Origin of the sequence: Enterobacter sp. PGRG2 (genome assembly GCF_030291195.1) — a bacterium.
GTDB lineage: Bacteria > Pseudomonadota > Gammaproteobacteria > Enterobacterales > Enterobacteriaceae > Enterobacter_D.
In genome coordinates, this window is record NZ_CP127837.1 from 836221 (window position 1) to 850074 (window position 13854).

14 protein-coding genes are annotated in these 13854 nt (G+C 57.3%); 3 read left to right on the forward strand and 11 right to left on the reverse strand.

Going from position 1 to position 13854, the window contains the following annotated elements; translation table 11 throughout:
• The first annotated feature begins 74 nt into the window (after positions 1 to 74).
• Complete coding sequence (gene yhhY, locus QRD42_RS03665) at positions 75 to 563, forward strand: N-acetyltransferase (RefSeq protein WP_321988201.1); 489 nt, start codon at positions 75 to 77, stop codon at positions 561 to 563.
• A 99-nt stretch (positions 564 to 662) separates the two neighbouring features.
• On the opposite strand, the gene ggt is transcribed toward yhhY, so the two are convergent.
• A complete protein-coding gene (gene ggt, locus QRD42_RS03670) occupies positions 663 to 2411 on the reverse strand; it encodes a gamma-glutamyltransferase (protein WP_321988202.1) in 1749 nt (582 codons plus the stop codon).
• A gap of 121 nt (positions 2412 to 2532) precedes the next feature.
• On the opposite strand from ggt, the gene QRD42_RS03675 reads away from it, so the two are divergent.
• Positions 2533 to 2973: a DUF2756 family protein gene (locus QRD42_RS03675; RefSeq protein WP_318376015.1), complete on the forward strand. Its 441-nt coding sequence runs from the start codon at positions 2533 to 2535 to the stop codon at positions 2971 to 2973.
• On the opposite strand, the gene ugpQ is transcribed toward QRD42_RS03675, so the two are convergent.
• The 10 genes from ugpQ to livK all read right to left on the reverse strand — a co-directional run bounded on the left by ugpQ (position 2970) and on the right by livK (position 12977).
• Entirely contained in the window at positions 2970 to 3710 is a 741-nt protein-coding gene (ugpQ, locus tag QRD42_RS03680; RefSeq protein WP_321988203.1) for a glycerophosphodiester phosphodiesterase, read from the reverse strand. The two genes, QRD42_RS03675 and ugpQ, sit on opposite strands and share 4 nt — an antisense overlap.
• Positions 3707 to 4780 carry a sn-glycerol-3-phosphate import ATP-binding protein UgpC gene (locus QRD42_RS03685; RefSeq protein ID WP_321988204.1) on the reverse strand — a complete coding sequence of 358 codons (1074 nt, stop codon included), beginning with the start codon at positions 4778 to 4780 and terminating at the stop codon, positions 3707 to 3709. Before QRD42_RS03685 ends, ugpQ begins: the two co-directional genes overlap by 4 nt.
• A 1-nt stretch (position 4781) precedes the next feature.
• A complete protein-coding gene (gene ugpE, locus QRD42_RS03690) occupies positions 4782 to 5627 on the reverse strand; it encodes a sn-glycerol-3-phosphate ABC transporter permease UgpE (RefSeq protein WP_072571196.1) in 846 nt (281 codons plus the stop codon).
• Entirely contained in the window at positions 5624 to 6511 is an 888-nt protein-coding gene (gene ugpA / locus QRD42_RS03695) for a sn-glycerol-3-phosphate ABC transporter permease UgpA (protein ID WP_318373483.1), read from the reverse strand. The genes ugpE and ugpA overlap by 4 nt, the downstream gene beginning before the upstream one ends.
• Before the next feature lie 109 nt (positions 6512 to 6620).
• Complete coding sequence (ugpB, locus tag QRD42_RS03700; protein ID WP_072571194.1) at positions 6621 to 7937, reverse strand: sn-glycerol-3-phosphate ABC transporter substrate-binding protein UgpB; 1317 nt, start codon at positions 7935 to 7937, stop codon at positions 6621 to 6623.
• Positions 7938 to 8137: 200 nt separating this feature from the next.
• Positions 8138 to 8851 (reverse strand): high-affinity branched-chain amino acid ABC transporter ATP-binding protein LivF, encoded by a 714-nt coding sequence (gene livF, locus QRD42_RS03705; RefSeq protein ID WP_318377396.1) that lies wholly within the window; start codon positions 8849 to 8851, stop codon positions 8138 to 8140.
• A 1-nt stretch (position 8852) separates the two neighbouring features.
• Positions 8853 to 9620 carry a high-affinity branched-chain amino acid ABC transporter ATP-binding protein LivG gene (livG, locus tag QRD42_RS03710; RefSeq protein ID WP_072571192.1) on the reverse strand — a complete coding sequence of 256 codons (768 nt, stop codon included), beginning with the start codon at positions 9618 to 9620 and terminating at the stop codon, positions 8853 to 8855.
• Positions 9617 to 10897, reverse strand: coding sequence for a branched chain amino acid ABC transporter permease LivM (gene livM, locus QRD42_RS03715; protein ID WP_072571191.1), 1281 nt, complete (start codon positions 10895 to 10897; stop codon positions 9617 to 9619). Before livM ends, livG begins: the two co-directional genes overlap by 4 nt.
• Positions 10894 to 11820, reverse strand: coding sequence for a high-affinity branched-chain amino acid ABC transporter permease LivH (livH, locus tag QRD42_RS03720; protein ID WP_072571190.1), 927 nt, complete (start codon positions 11818 to 11820; stop codon positions 10894 to 10896). The genes livM and livH overlap by 4 nt, the downstream gene beginning before the upstream one ends.
• A gap of 47 nt (positions 11821 to 11867) precedes the next feature.
• Positions 11868 to 12977, reverse strand: coding sequence for a high-affinity branched-chain amino acid ABC transporter substrate-binding protein LivK (gene livK / locus QRD42_RS03725; protein ID WP_321988206.1), 1110 nt, complete (start codon positions 12975 to 12977; stop codon positions 11868 to 11870).
• A 481-nt stretch (positions 12978 to 13458) separates the two neighbouring features.
• Here livK and panM point away from each other — a divergent pair, with 481 nt between their 5' ends.
• On the forward strand, positions 13459 to 13842 hold the full coding sequence (gene panM / locus QRD42_RS03730; RefSeq protein ID WP_321988207.1) for an aspartate 1-decarboxylase autocleavage activator PanM: 384 nt from the start codon (positions 13459 to 13461) through the stop codon (positions 13840 to 13842).
• The last annotated feature ends 12 nt before the right edge of the window (positions 13843 to 13854 follow it).

Sequence of the window (13854 nt, forward strand, 5' to 3'; positions counted from 1 at the left end):
CAAAAATGGCAGTTGACGCACATTGCGGAGTACCTGATGTTAAAGGGGATAATTCACCCACAGGAGAAAAAGGAATGAGCGATATTGTGATCCGCCACGTACAGCCGGACGACACCGAAGCATTACGCCAGTTGAATGCCCAGCCGGAGGTGTATCACGACACGCTACAAATTCCGCATCCTTCTATGGAAATGTGGCAGGAGCGACTAAAACCGCAGCCGGGTCGTCGCCATCTGGTGGCCTGTATTGACGGTATTGTTACAGGTCATCTGGCGCTGAGCGTCGAGCAGAACCCGCGCCGCAGTCACGTGGCGACCTTTGGCATCAGCGTATCGCCCGATTTCCGCAACCGCGGCGTCGGCAGCGCGTTACTGCGTGAGATGATCAATCTGTGCGACAACTGGCTGCGCATTGAACGTATCGAATTAACGGTCTTTGTCGATAATGCGCCCGCGCTGGCGCTGTATCGTAAATACGGATTTGAAGCCGAAGGTACCGGCAGAAAATACGCGCTGCGCAATGGCGAATATGTCGATGCGCTGTTTATGGCGCGAATGAAATAGCGCCCCTCACCCTACCCCCCTCCCCAGGGGAGAGGGCATAAACCGATGCCATACTCCCCCTCTCCCCACGGGAGAGGGCCGGGGTGAGGGGCATAAAAGTTAATACCCCGCCGTCAAATCATCCACCGAGCGCGGATCCGACGCGCCGTATCGCATACCGTCAGGGGCGATCATAATACTCTGCGTACTACCCATCGCCTCTTTCATGGCGACTTTCTGCCCCTTCTGCTCCAGCAATTTCAGCGTGTCCGGGCTGAAGCCTTTTTCAACGCGCAGCTCATCCGGCAACCACTGATGATGGAAGCGCGGCGCGTTGGTCGCTTCGGCGACGTTCATTCCGTAATCAATGCTGTTGACCACCATTTGCAACACGGTCGTGATAATACGGCTGCCTCCCGGACTGCCGGTGACCAGCCAGGTTTTACCGTCTTTCACCACGATAGTGGGCGACATTGACGACAGTGGACGTTTGCCCGGCCCCACGGCGTTCGCATCGCCGCCCACCAGCCCGTAGACGTTAGGTACGCCCGGTTTAGCCGAGAAATCATCCATTTCGTTATTCAGCAGGATACCGGTATTCCCTGCCACAATGCCTGTCCCGAATGTGGTGTTAAGCGTGTAAGTCACTGATACGGCGTTCCCGTCTTTATCCACTACCGAGAAATGCGTGGTCTGATTACTTTCGTAAGGCGCGAGCTTGCCCGGGCGGATCTGGCTCGACGGCTTCGCCTTTGTCACATCGATCTGCTGGGCGATGGATTTGGCATATTCCTTATTGGTCAGCGCCTGCCACGGCACCTTCACAAAATCCGGGTCACCTAAGTATTCCGAGCGATCGGCATAGGCATATTTTTCCGCTTCTGCCATCACCTGCATAGCATCGGCGCTGCCAAAGCCATATTTCGCCAGATCGAAGTTTTCGAGGATATTCAGGATCTGCACGATGTGGACCCCGCCGGAGGACGGCGGTGGCATGGAGAACACCTCATAACCGCGATAGGTGCCGCTAATGGGCGTGCGCTCGACGGCTTTATAAGCTGCCAGATCCTCTTTAGTGATCAGGCCGCCGTTTTTACTCATCTCCTGGGCGATCTGATCGGCAATGGCGCCTTTGTAGAAGGCTTCCGGACCTTTCTCCGCGATCATCTCCAGGCTTTTGGCCAGATTGGTCTGCACCAGTTTGTCGCCTTTTTTCAGCGGCTCACCGTTTTTCCAGAAGATCGCTTTACTGTTTTCATAGTTGGGCAACACTTCGCTGCCGTAGGTTTTCAGATCTTCCGCCAGCGCGTCGTTAACGGTAAAGCCCTGCCTGGCAAGTTTGATGGCAGGCTGCACCACTTTATTCAGCGGCAGCGTGCCGTATTTTTCCAGCGCCAGTGAAAAGCCCGCCACCGTGCCCGGTGTGCCGGTCGCTAAATGTGAGGTGAGGGATTTTTTACTGTCGGGATTGCCCTGATCGTCTAAAAACATATCGCGGGAGGCCTGGGCCGGTGCCATTTCGCGGAAGTCGATGGCGGTGGTCTGTCCGTCTTTGGTGCGCAGCAGCATAAATCCACCGCCGCCGAGATTGCCCGCCTGCGGATGGGTAACCGCCAGCGCATAACCTACCGCCACGGCGGCATCCACGGCGTTACCGCCCTGCTTAAGAATATCGACGCCGACGCGGGTCGCTGCCGCATCCACAGACGCCACCATGCCTTCTTTCGCCTGCACCGGATGGAAGACATCTGCTTCCACGCCGTATGACACCGGCGGCGGTGGCGGCGGAGGTGCAGCAGCCACGCCAAAACATCCCCCTGCCATCAGAGCGGCGACGGCCACCCAACGCACAACATTCTGTTTCATCATCGCGGTTCTCCAGAGATATGAGCAACAGGCCCCGCTTAAGCCTGGTTCACTACTCTTAAAAAATCATCGTTTTGCCGGAGAGCAAGTAAACTTAAGCTATTCCCCATGAGAGGAGATGATGATGAAACCCTACCTGATTCTGGCGGCATTATTGCCGTTTGGCGCTTTCGCACAGCCACTCAATACCATGAATAACCCGAATCTGCCGGACTATCAGATCCCGTCCCAGCAGCGGATGCAGACGCAGATGCTTAACCAGCAGTCGCAGCAAAAAGGCATGCTGAACCAGCAGCTACAGACGCAGACCCGTATTCAGCAGCAGCATCTGGAATCGCAGATTAATAACAACTCGCAGCGGATCATCCAGTCCCAGCCGGGCGAACCGACGCTGCCGCGCCAGCAGCCGCTGCCAAACAGCAATGGCGGCATGCTGAATAACAGCGATGCCTCGCTGAATACGCAGCAGCACATGCTGCCGCAGCAGACGAACGGCAGCATGCTGAATCAGAACACCGGCAGCACGCCGCAGCCAAATATCCCGCTGAAAACTATCAGTCCTTAAGGCTGAAACTCCGGGCCGATGATGTCGATGCTGTCGGTACAGATTGAATCCACCCCGGCGCGCAGCAGTTCAGCGGCGCGCCCGGGTTTGTTGACGGTATAGACCAGGATGCGCAGCCCGGCGTCTTTGAGGGCGGCGATGCGCGCTTCATCCAGCAGGCGGTGATTTAAATGAATGGAGACGCAGCCCAGCTGTGTCGTCAGTGCGCGCCAGTCATCCCGCCATTCATCCAGCAGCAGCCCGCGCGGCAGCTCAGGTGCGGCCTCTTGTGCCGCTTCCAGCGCATCAATATCAAATGAAGATAACAGCGGCGGCGTCATATCCGCCCAGAGTTCACGTGCCGCCAGCGCCACGGTTTTGCCGGTCAGCGGTCCGGTGCCGGTGGTCGGTTTGATCTCAATGTTCGCCATCATGCCGTGCTCGCGGCAGCGCTGCGCCACCTGCGACAGCAACGGCAGGGGTTCGCCTGTAAAATCGCGGCTGAACCAGCTTCCCGCGTCTACCTGTAACAGATCGCTCCACGGCAGCCTGCCCGCCACGCCCCAGCCGTTGCTGGTGCGCTCAAGATTGTCGTCATGCAGCAGGAAGATCTGCCCGTCCTGCGACAATTTCACGTCAAATTCAATCATGGTGTGGCCGAAGCGCGCGCCGGTATCAATGGCGGCCAGGGTATTTTCCGGGGCCAGTTTGCCGCCGCCGCGATGCGCGACAATGTGGGGATAGGGCCAGTTACTCATACTCGTTGTCCTGTGTCACCGTCGAAAAGGTGCAGATGGTTTTCCGCGAAATGCAGCCATAATGTGCTGCCAGGCGCAGGACGTTCATGATGCGGCAGACGAACCACCATTTTCTGTTCGCCCCAGCGCCCGTGGGCCAGGTTGTCAGCGCCGAGCATTTCCAGCGTGTCCATCACCAGCGGGATCCCGCCTGCGGATTGTGAGCTTAGCGTAATATGTTCCGGGCGGATACCCAGCGTCATTTTGCGCCCGGTATAGCCACGGTAAACCCAGTTAATCGGCAGCGACATGCCGCTGTCGAGATCAAAATGGGTGCCGCTGGTGCTGATTCGCCCTTCCAGCAGGTTCATCGCCGGGCTGCCGATAAAGCTCGCCACAAAGCGGCTGGCGGGCTTCTCGTACACTTCTACCGGCGTGCCGATTTGCTCCGCTACGCCTTTGTTCATCACCATCACGCGCTGGGCCAGCGTCATGGCTTCCACCTGATCGTGGGTGACGTAGAGTGAGGTGGTTTTCAGGCGGCGGTGCAGCTGTTGCAGCTCAAGGCGCATCTGCACGCGCAGTTTCGCGTCGAGGTTGGAGAGCGGCTCATCAAACAGGAAGACCGCCGGATCGCGCACAATAGCGCGGCCCATCGCCACACGCTGACGCTGCCCGCCGGACAGTTCGCGCGGACGGCGTTTGAGCAGGCCGTCCAGCTCCAGAATACGCGCGGCGTCCTTTACCCGCTCTGCGATGTGCGCTTTGCCCATGCCACGGATTTTCAGGCCCCAGGCCATGTTCTCTTCCACGCTCATGTGCGGATAAAGCGCGTAGTTCTGGAACACCATGGCGATGCCGCGCTCGACAGGTTCCAGCTCGGTCACGCGCTGGCGATCGATCCACACATCGCCGCTGGACACGCGCTCCAGACCGGCCACCATACGCAGCAGCGTCGACTTGCCGCAGCCGGACGGCCCGACCATGACAATAAACTCCCCGTCCGACACGTCCAGCGTCAGCGGCTGAATAATCTGCGTTTTGCCGTTGTCCCAGCTTTTGGTTACTGCCTGTAATTTCAGACCTGCCATCTTATTTCTCGCTATCAACTAAACCACGCACAAAGGCACGCTGCATGGCTAAAACAATGACGACCGGCGGGATGAGCGTCAGCAACATCGCGGCCATAACGTGGTTCCACTGCGTGGTGCCCTCTCCCGTGGCGATCATCCCCTTGATGCCCGCCACCGCGGTGCCGAGGTTCACGTCGCTGACAATCAGCAGCGGCCACAGGTACTGGTTCCAGCCGTAGATAAAGGTGATGACAAACAGCGCCGCCAGATTGGTTTTCGACAGCGGCAGCACAATGTCGCGGAAAAAGCGCATCGGGGATGCACCATCAATGCGCGCGGCTTCGATCAGCTCGTCCGGCAGCGTCATAAAGAACTGGCGAAACAGGAAGGTGGCGGTTGCCGAGGCCATCAGCGGCAGCGTCAGGCCGGTATAGCTGTCGAGCATATCCAGCCGGGCGATCACTTCCACCGTCGGAAAAATACGCACTTCAACGGGCAGCATCAGGGTGATAAAAATCATCCAGAAGAACAGGTTACGCAGGGGAAAGCGGAACCAGACGATGGCGAAAGCGGAGAGCATCGACACCACGATTTTGCCGACCGTAATGCTGAACGCCATGATAAAGCTGTTCAGCAGCATCAGTCCGAAGGGCGCGCTGTTCGCCCCCACGCCTTCCCGCCAGATGGTGCGGATATTTTCCAGCAGATGTGTGCCGGGGATCAGCGTCATCGGCGTTTCAAACACCTGCTGGTTATTCAGCGTGGCAGCGACAAAGGCCACGTACAGCGGAAACAGAATGGCGGCGATCCCGAGGATCAACATGACATGGCTGAAGATCGTCAGCCCGCGGCGGTTCTCGATCATTGGTAGCGCACCTTACTTTCCACATAGCGGAACTGCACGACGGTCAGCCCGATGACCAGCAGCATCAGCACCACCGATTGCGCGGCAGAGGCCGAGAGATCCAGTCCGGCGAAGCCTTCGCGGTAAATTTTGTAGATCAGCGTCGTGGTGGCCTGTACCGGCCCGCCCGCCGTCGCGGCGTCGATCACCGGGAAGGTATCGAAGAAGGCGTATACCAGATTGACTACCAGCAGGAAAAAGCTCACCGGCGCAATCAGCGGTAACGACAGCTGGAAGAAGCGACGCACCGGCCCGGCGCCGTCAATGGCGGCAGCCTCAACCAGCGAGCGGGGGATCGATTGCAGCGCGGCGAAAAAGAACAGAAAGTTGTAGCTGATCTGCTTCCAGATGGAGGCGAAGACCACGAGGAACATTGCCTGCCCGCTGTTCTGCGCATGGTTCCAGCTGTATCCCACCGCTTCCAGCGCATGGGTGATCAGCCCGCGGCCCGGGTTGAATAAGAAGATCCACAGCACGGCGGCGATGGCCGGCGCGACGGCATAAGGCAGCAGCATCAGCGTCTGATACAGGCGGCTGGCGCGGATCACGTAGTCCACCAGCGCGGCGAAGAATAATGAACTCAGCAATCCCCAGAAGGTGACCATGCCGCTGAACTTGATGGTGGTCCAGAAGGAGTCGAGGTAATAGCTGTCATGAAACAGGGCGACGAAGTTGTCCATGCCGACGAACTGGCTGGACAGCCCGAAGGGATCGACGCTCTGTACCGAGTACCACAGCGCTTCGCCCGCAGGCCAGATAAAAAAAATGATGGTGATAATCAGCTGCGGGGCGACCAGCGCATAAGGCAGCCAGCGCGAACGGAATACCGGACGGGATGATGACATGGGGATTGGATTCCTGAACAGCGCCGGGTGGCGGCTTCGCCTTACCCGGCCTACAGGCTAAATGCCACTTGTAGGCCGGATAAGCGCAGCGCCATCCGGCATGAAAACATTAAGACTTCGTCGACTGCTCGAAGCGGCGCAGCAGCTGATTACCGCGCTCAACGGCGGAATCCAGCGCCTGCTGCGGGGTTTTCTTGCCGGTCCACACCGATTCCAGCTCTTCATCCACAATGGTGCGGATCTGCGGCATGTTGCCCAGACGCAGGCCTTTGGTGAACGGCAACGGCGGCTTATTCAGCATCTGACGAGTGGCGGTATCCGCGCCCGGGTTTTTATCGTAGAAGCCCTGCTCGCGCGTCAGGTTATAGGCAGCGGTGGTGATCGGCAGATAGCCGGTTTTCTGGTGCCATTCAGCCGCATTTTCAGGCTTCGCCAGGAACTCCAGGAACTGCGCCACGCCGGTGTAAGTCGGCTTGTCTTTACCCTGCATCACCCACAGGCTGGCCCCGCCGATAATGGCGTTCTGCGGCGCGCCTTTCACATCGGCGTCATACGGCATCATGCCGACACCGTAGTTGAATTTGGCGTAGTGACGGATATCCGCCAGCGAACCGGAAGAGGCAGTGGTAATAGCGCAGTCGCCGTTATAGAACTTCTCGGTGGACTCATCCTTGCGGCCAAAGTAGCTGAAGTCGCCTTTCTTGTTCAGATCGGCCAGCAGGGCGATGTGTTTCACCTGCTCCGGCTTATTGAATTCCAGTACCGCGTCGGTACCGTCAAAGCCGTTGTTTTTGCTGGCGACCGGCAGACCATGCCAGGCGCTGAAGTTTTCGATCTGGATCCAGCCCTGCCAGCCGCTGGCGTAACCACATTTCATGCCTGCCGCTTTCAGTTTTGCGGTATAAGCGGCCAGGTCCTGCCAGGTTTTCGGCGGCTGCTCCGGATCTAAACCGGCTTTCTTAAAGGCGTCTTTGTTGTAATACAGCACCGGCGTGGAGCTGTTGAACGGCTGGGACAGCAGGTGCCCGGTTTTTGAATCGGTGTAGTAACCGGCAACCGTCGGCACGAACTGCGTTTCATCAAACTTGATGCCCGCATCGCTGAACACTTCGTACACCGGTTTAATGGCTTTCGACGCCATCATAGTGGCGGTGCCTACTTCATACACCTGTAACAAAGCTGGCGCATTACCGGTACGGAAAGCCGCGATACCCGCGCTCAGACTCTGCTCGTAGTTGCCTTTGTACACCGGCACAATTTTGTAATCCGGATGGGTGTCATTAAAACGTTGCGCCAGGGATTCAACTTCTTTACCTAACTGACCTTCCATAGAGTGCCAGAACGGAATAGTGGTGACTGCCATCGCCTGACCTGCAAATGCCAGGCTTATCGCCAGTCCTAAAGCTGTATGTCGTAACGAAGTCATTCGGTTATCTCTCTTGTTGTGCCGGATGCGCGAAAACACGCGTTTTATGCTCGCGAGGTAACATGACACGCGCGAATGACAGAAAAATAACCTTTTAATTACAATACGGTGACAGTCAGGGGTCAGGGAGATGATAGGCAGATGATGATCAGGTGAAGGTAATGTGTAGGCCCGGCGGAGGTTGCCGGGCCTGATAAAACTTAACCGCCCAGATAGGCGCTGCGTACTGCTTCGTTCGCCAGCAGCGCGTCGCCGGTATCTTCCAGCACCACGTGACCGTTTTCCAGCACGTAGCCGCGATCGGCGAGCTTCAGCGCCTGGTTGGCGTTCTGCTCGACCAGGAAAATGGTCATCCCTTCCTGACGCAGCTGTTCGATGGTGTCGAAAATTTGCTGGATGATGATCGGCGCAAGACCGAGCGATGGCTCATCCAGCAGCAGCAGACGCGGCTGACTCATCAGCGCGCGGCCAATCGCCAGCATCTGTTGTTCCCCGCCGGACATGGTTCCCGCACGCTGAATACGGCGCTCATACAGACGCGGAAACAGCTCATAGACGCGCTTAATACGGGTCTGGAACTGGTCGCGGTCGGCAAAGAAACCGCCCATCGCCAGGTTTTCATCCACCGTCATACGGGAGAAGACGCGACGCCCTTCCGGCACAATTGCCACCGCTTCCCGCATGATTTTCGCGGTCTGCCAGTCGGTAATGTCTTTCCCGTCGAAGGTCACACGCCCGCTGGTGGCACGCGGATCGCCGCACAGCGTGCCCAACAGCGTGGTTTTACCCGCGCCGTTGGCCCCAATCAGGGTGACGATTTCCCCCTGCCTGATATTCAGGCTCACGTCGTGCAGCGCCTGAATCTTGCCGTAGTGGGCACTTACTTTGTCAAAGGACAACATGACTTTTTCCATCTTATGCCTCACCTAAATAGGCACGGATAACATCCGGGTTATGACGAATTTGCTCCGGCGTCCCGTTGGCCAGCGGCGTGCCCTGGTTCACCACGTAGATGCGGTCGGAAATGCCCATCACCAGCTTCATGTCGTGTTCAATCAGCAGGATGGTGGTGTTGTGATGATTACGCAGCTCGACGATCAGCTCGTCCAGCTCTTTGGTTTCTTTCGGGTTCAGACCGGCCGCGGGTTCGTCGAGCATCAGGATCTCCGGCTGCGTCACCATGCAGCGGGCGATCTCCAGACGACGCTGATCGCCGTACGCCAGGTTACTCGCCTGGCGGTTAGCGTGTGCTAACAAACCAATGCGGTCAAGCCAGGTGGCGGCGCGATCCAGGGCTTCAGTCTGCGCGCGACGGAAGGCCGGGGTTTTCAGCAGGCCGGAAAACAGGCCGGTTTTCAGCTGCTGATGCTGCGCCACCAGCAGGTTTTCGATCACCGTCATTTCGCGGAACAGACGCACGTGCTGAAAAGTGCGCACCACGCCCATACGGGCAATCTGCTGACCCGGCAGACCTTCCAGATGCTGATCGCGCAGCATAATGGTGCCGCCGGTCGGCTTATAAAAACCGGTCAGGCAGTTGAACACCGTGGTTTTACCCGCGCCGTTCGGCCCAATCAGCGACACAATTTCCTGCGGATGCAGATCCAGCGAAACGTTATTTACTGCCAGCAGACCGCCAAAGCGCATCATCAGGCCGTTAACGGATAATAAAGGCTGACTCATGCCTGCTCTCCTTTCGCAGCTTCTCCGGTTTTCAGTTTCAGCTGTGGACGGGTCATGGGCAGCAGCCCCTGCGGACGCCAGATCATCATCAGCACCATCAGGCCACCGAGCATTAACATGCTGTATTCATTGAAATCACGCATCAGCTCACGGGAGACCACCAGCAGAATAGCCGCGAGGATCACCGCAAACTGCGAGCCCATGCCGCCGAGCACCACAATCGCCAGCACAAAGGCGGATTCCGCAAAGGTGAAGGATTCCGGACTGACAAAGCCCTGGCGCGCGGCAAACAGCGTTCCGGCAAAACCGGCAAAGGCGGCGCTGATAGTGAACGCGGTCAGCTTGATGCGGGTCGGGTTCAGGCCCAGAGAACGACAGGCGATTTCATCTTCGCGCAGCGCTTCCCACGCGCGGCCCAGCGGCATTCGCAGCAGACGGTTAATGACGAACAGGCTCAGCACCACCAGCAGCAGCGCCACCAGATAGAGGAACACCACGCGGTCGCTCGGATCGTATTTCACGTTGAAGAAGTTGCTGAAGGTATCCCAGCCACCTTCACGGGCAGTACGGCTGAACTCCAGACCAAAGAGCGTCGGTTTCGGGATCTGGCTGATACCGTTTGGCCCGCCGGTCACTTCGGTGTTGTTGAGCAGCAGAATACGCACAATTTCGCCGAAGCCGAGGGTGACAATCGCCAGATAGTCGCCGCGCAGACGCAGCACCGGGAAGCCGAGCAGGAAGCCTGCCGCCGCCGATACCAGCCCTGCCAGCGGCAGGCAGGTCCAGAAGCCGAGGCCGTAATAGTGATTGAGCAGCGCGAAGGTGTACGCGCCAATGGCGTAGAAGCCGCCGTAGCCCAGCACCAGCAGGCCGGAAAGCCCCACCACCACGTTCAGCCCCAGACCGAGAATGATGTAAATCATGGTCAGGGTGGCGATATCCACCGTGCCGCGCGACACCATAAACGGCCAGGCCACTGCCAGCACCAGCAACGCCAGCAGGAACAGTTTCTGTTTTACCGTGGAGCCATCAATGGCCGGCAGCACGAACTTCGGGCCGGAAATGCCCTTCATGCTTTTCTGGAATACCGGACGCAGCAGCTGGAAGAAAAAGACTACTGCGGTGCCGACAAACACCCACTGCCAGCGGATATCCGCCGCGTGTCCGACCACCAGTTTGGTGCCGTCCAGCTGCAGCTGCACGCCCATAAAGACGCCCGCCAGTACGAAGAACATCGCCGCCGACAGCAGCGCCATTGCAAAATGCATCGGTTTCATACTTTCTCTACCTCCGGACGGCCGAGGATCCCGGTCGGCATCACCAGCAGCACGCCAATCAGCAGCGCGAAGGACACCACATCTTTATATTCCGTGCTCAGGTACGCCGACGAGAGCGATTCCGCGACGCCCAGAATGAGGCCACCAATCATCGCGCCAGGAATGCTGCCGATACCGCCCAGCACCGCCGCCGTGAAGGCTTTCATCCCGGCCATAAAACCGATGTACGGGTTGATCACGCCGTAGAACTGACCGAGCAGGACGCCCGCCACCGCCGCCATCGCCGCGCCGATGACAAAGGTCAGGGCGATGACGCGGTCGGTGTTGATGCCGAGCAGGCTCGCCATCTTCAGATCTTCGGCACAGGCGCGACAGGCGCGGCCCATGCGGGAGTAGCGAATAAAGAGCGTCAGCGCCAGCATGGCGACGAAAGTCACCACCCAGATCACCAGTTGCATGGTGGTAATGGACGCGGAGAAGTTTTCACTGCTGCCCACCACCCACTGGCCGTTAAACAGGCTTGGCAGCGCCACATCGCGCGACCCTTCCGTCAGGCTGACGTAGTTTTGCAGGAAGATGGACATCCCGATGGCGGAGATCAGCGCGATCAGGCGCTTGGAGCTGCGCACCGGGCGATAGGCCACCCGTTCGATACTCCAGCCGTAGGCGCTGGCGATGACAATCGCCCCGACAAAGCCGGCGGCCACCAGCAGCCAGCTACTGTCGATGCCCATCATCATCAGCGCGGCGATGATCATAAAGGAGACATAACTGCCGATCATATACACCTCGCCGTGGGCGAAGTTGATCATGCCGATAATGCCGTAAACCATGGTGTAACCGATGGCAATAAGCGCGTAGGTGCTTCCCAGCGTAACGCCGTTAAACATCTGCTGCATGAAGTAGAGAAACTGCTCGGACATAGGGAAACCTTTTCATTCCCGCCCGACAGTGCCGGGCGGTGGGAGTGTTATCTGGCTACCGAGGATGAACCATCGGCGTGCCACTGGAAGACGCCAAATTCAAATCCCTTCAGATCGCCTTTCTCATCCCAGTTCAGCGGCCCAATCACGGTCTTAGCACCGTTTGCTTTTAAATCTTTTGCCAGCGCTAATGGCTCATCGCTGCCGGTACGTTCCAGCGCGGTCGCCAGCGACTGCACGGCGGCATAGGTGATCCACACGTACGGGCCGGACGGATCTTTCTTATCGGCTTTCAGCGCGGAAACGATAGCGCTGTTTGCCGGATCCTGGTCATAACGTTTTGGCATCGTCACCAGCATGCCTTCGCCCGCCTCGCCCGCGATATTCGACAGCGACGCATTGCCCACGCCTTCCGGTCCCATAAACTGTACTTTCAGACCGTTTGCGCGCGCCTGGCGCAGCATCTGCCCCATTTCAGGGTAGTAGCCGCCGTAATACACGAAGTCGATATTTTCTTTTTGCAGACGGGCGATCAGCGCGGAGAAATCTTTCTCACCGGCGGTAATACCGTCAAAGAAGACCACATTCGCGCCGCCTTTTTTCAGGCCGTCCTGCACCGAGCGCGCCAGGCCTTCGCCGTATTGCTGCTTGTCATGAATAATGGCGATGCGCTGCGGCTTCACCTTTTCCAGAATGTATTTTGCGGCGGTCGGCCCTTGTGAGGAGTCCAGACCTGCGGTACGCATAATGTGCTTATAGCCGCGCTGCGTCAGTTCGGGATTGGTGGCGCCCGGCGAAATCATCAGGATGCCTTCATCTTCATAAATATCCGACGCAGGCTGGGTGGATGATGAGCAGAGATGACCGATAACATACTGAATACCGTCATTAACGATTTTGTTGGCCACCGCCACCGCTTGTTTTGGATCGCAGGCGTCGTCATATTCCACCGCGACCAGCTTGTCGCCTTTGATACCGCCTTTGGCGTTAATATCTTTGATGGCCTGACGGGCACCGTTGAATTCCATATCGCCCCACTGGGCAACCGGACCGGACATCGCCCCGACCACCGCTACCTTAATATCGGCAGCAGTAGCGGTTTGCGACATCGCCAGTGCGATCATCCCCGCGATCAACGTCTTCGCGTTCCTGTTCATACCTGAAAATCCCCATTCGTGATGTCGTGTTTACACGTCTGGCCACCGGCGAAGGAAGACCCCGCGGCGGCTCATAATAATTGTGTATAAAATTTGTTTGTTAATGGTTAAAAATAACGCTGACGATTTAATGCACAATGCTATTTTTACCTGTGCCTTTAATGGTTTAGCGTAGTTTTTTACTGAAAACCACACTAAATTCCCTATTTTTCAGGCGATTAAGAACAGATAATATTCTGTATTTATTCAGAGATAAACAAAAAAAGTGCCCTTTCCAGCATAAAATAATGGTACAAAGCGTGGAATAAATCACTGCCTGTCAGGTTAAAATACTGCTTATTTTTCGATCCCTGACGTTTAAAACTACTCTGACGGCTGAGTCAGAAGTAATCGCCTGATGAATGGATTTAAAAAGTGAAAGCGCCTGAGCGCAAAAATTGAGTACACTGCACCCTCACTTGACGATCTGGACCCGCAGTAAATGAAACTGACTATCATCCGTCTGAACACATTCAGCGAACAGGATCATATCGATTTAGGCAAAATCTGGCCGGAGTACTCCCCGGATTCGCTAGCGGTTGATGACAGCCACTGTATTTACGCCGCACGGTTTAACGATCGTCTGCTGGCTGCGGTGCGCGTCACCTTAAGCGGCAAAGACGGGGCGCTGGATTCGCTGCGCGTACGCGACGTCACCCGCCGCCGTGGCGTGGGCAAGTATTTGCTGGAGGAAGTGCTGCGCGCACACCCGGAGATCAGCGTCTGGTGGATGTCTGATATTGCGGTTGAAGATAAAGCGGTGATGGATGCGTTTATGCAGTCGGCAGGTTTCAGCGCCCGCGCGGACGGCTGGCAGAAGCGGTAAATCCCCTCACCG

Coding starts and splice junctions, on each gene's coding strand:
- yhhY (WP_321988201.1), top strand. CDS start 75: ATGAGCGATATTGTGATCCGCCACGTACAGCCGGACGACACCGAAGCA.
- ggt (WP_321988202.1), bottom strand. CDS start 2,411: ATGATGAAACAGAATGTTGTGCGTTGGGTGGCCGTCGCCGCTCTGATG.
- QRD42_RS03675 (WP_318376015.1), top strand. CDS start 2,533: ATGAAACCCTACCTGATTCTGGCGGCATTATTGCCGTTTGGCGCTTTC.
- ugpQ (WP_321988203.1), bottom strand. CDS start 3,710: ATGAGTAACTGGCCCTATCCCCACATTGTCGCGCATCGCGGCGGCGGC.
- QRD42_RS03685 (WP_321988204.1), bottom strand. CDS start 4,780: ATGGCAGGTCTGAAATTACAGGCAGTAACCAAAAGCTGGGACAACGGC.
- ugpE (WP_072571196.1), bottom strand. CDS start 5,627: ATGATCGAGAACCGCCGCGGGCTGACGATCTTCAGCCATGTCATGTTG.
- ugpA (WP_318373483.1), bottom strand. CDS start 6,511: ATGTCATCATCCCGTCCGGTATTCCGTTCGCGCTGGCTGCCTTATGCG.
- ugpB (WP_072571194.1), bottom strand. CDS start 7,937: ATGACTTCGTTACGACATACAGCTTTAGGACTGGCGATAAGCCTGGCA.
- livF (WP_318377396.1), bottom strand. CDS start 8,851: ATGGAAAAAGTCATGTTGTCCTTTGACAAAGTAAGTGCCCACTACGGC.
- livG (WP_072571192.1), bottom strand. CDS start 9,620: ATGAGTCAGCCTTTATTATCCGTTAACGGCCTGATGATGCGCTTTGGC.
- livM (WP_072571191.1), bottom strand. CDS start 10,897: ATGAAACCGATGCATTTTGCAATGGCGCTGCTGTCGGCGGCGATGTTC.
- livH (WP_072571190.1), bottom strand. CDS start 11,820: ATGTCCGAGCAGTTTCTCTACTTCATGCAGCAGATGTTTAACGGCGTT.
- livK (WP_321988206.1), bottom strand. CDS start 12,977: ATGAACAGGAACGCGAAGACGTTGATCGCGGGGATGATCGCACTGGCG.
- panM (WP_321988207.1), top strand. CDS start 13,459: ATGAAACTGACTATCATCCGTCTGAACACATTCAGCGAACAGGATCAT.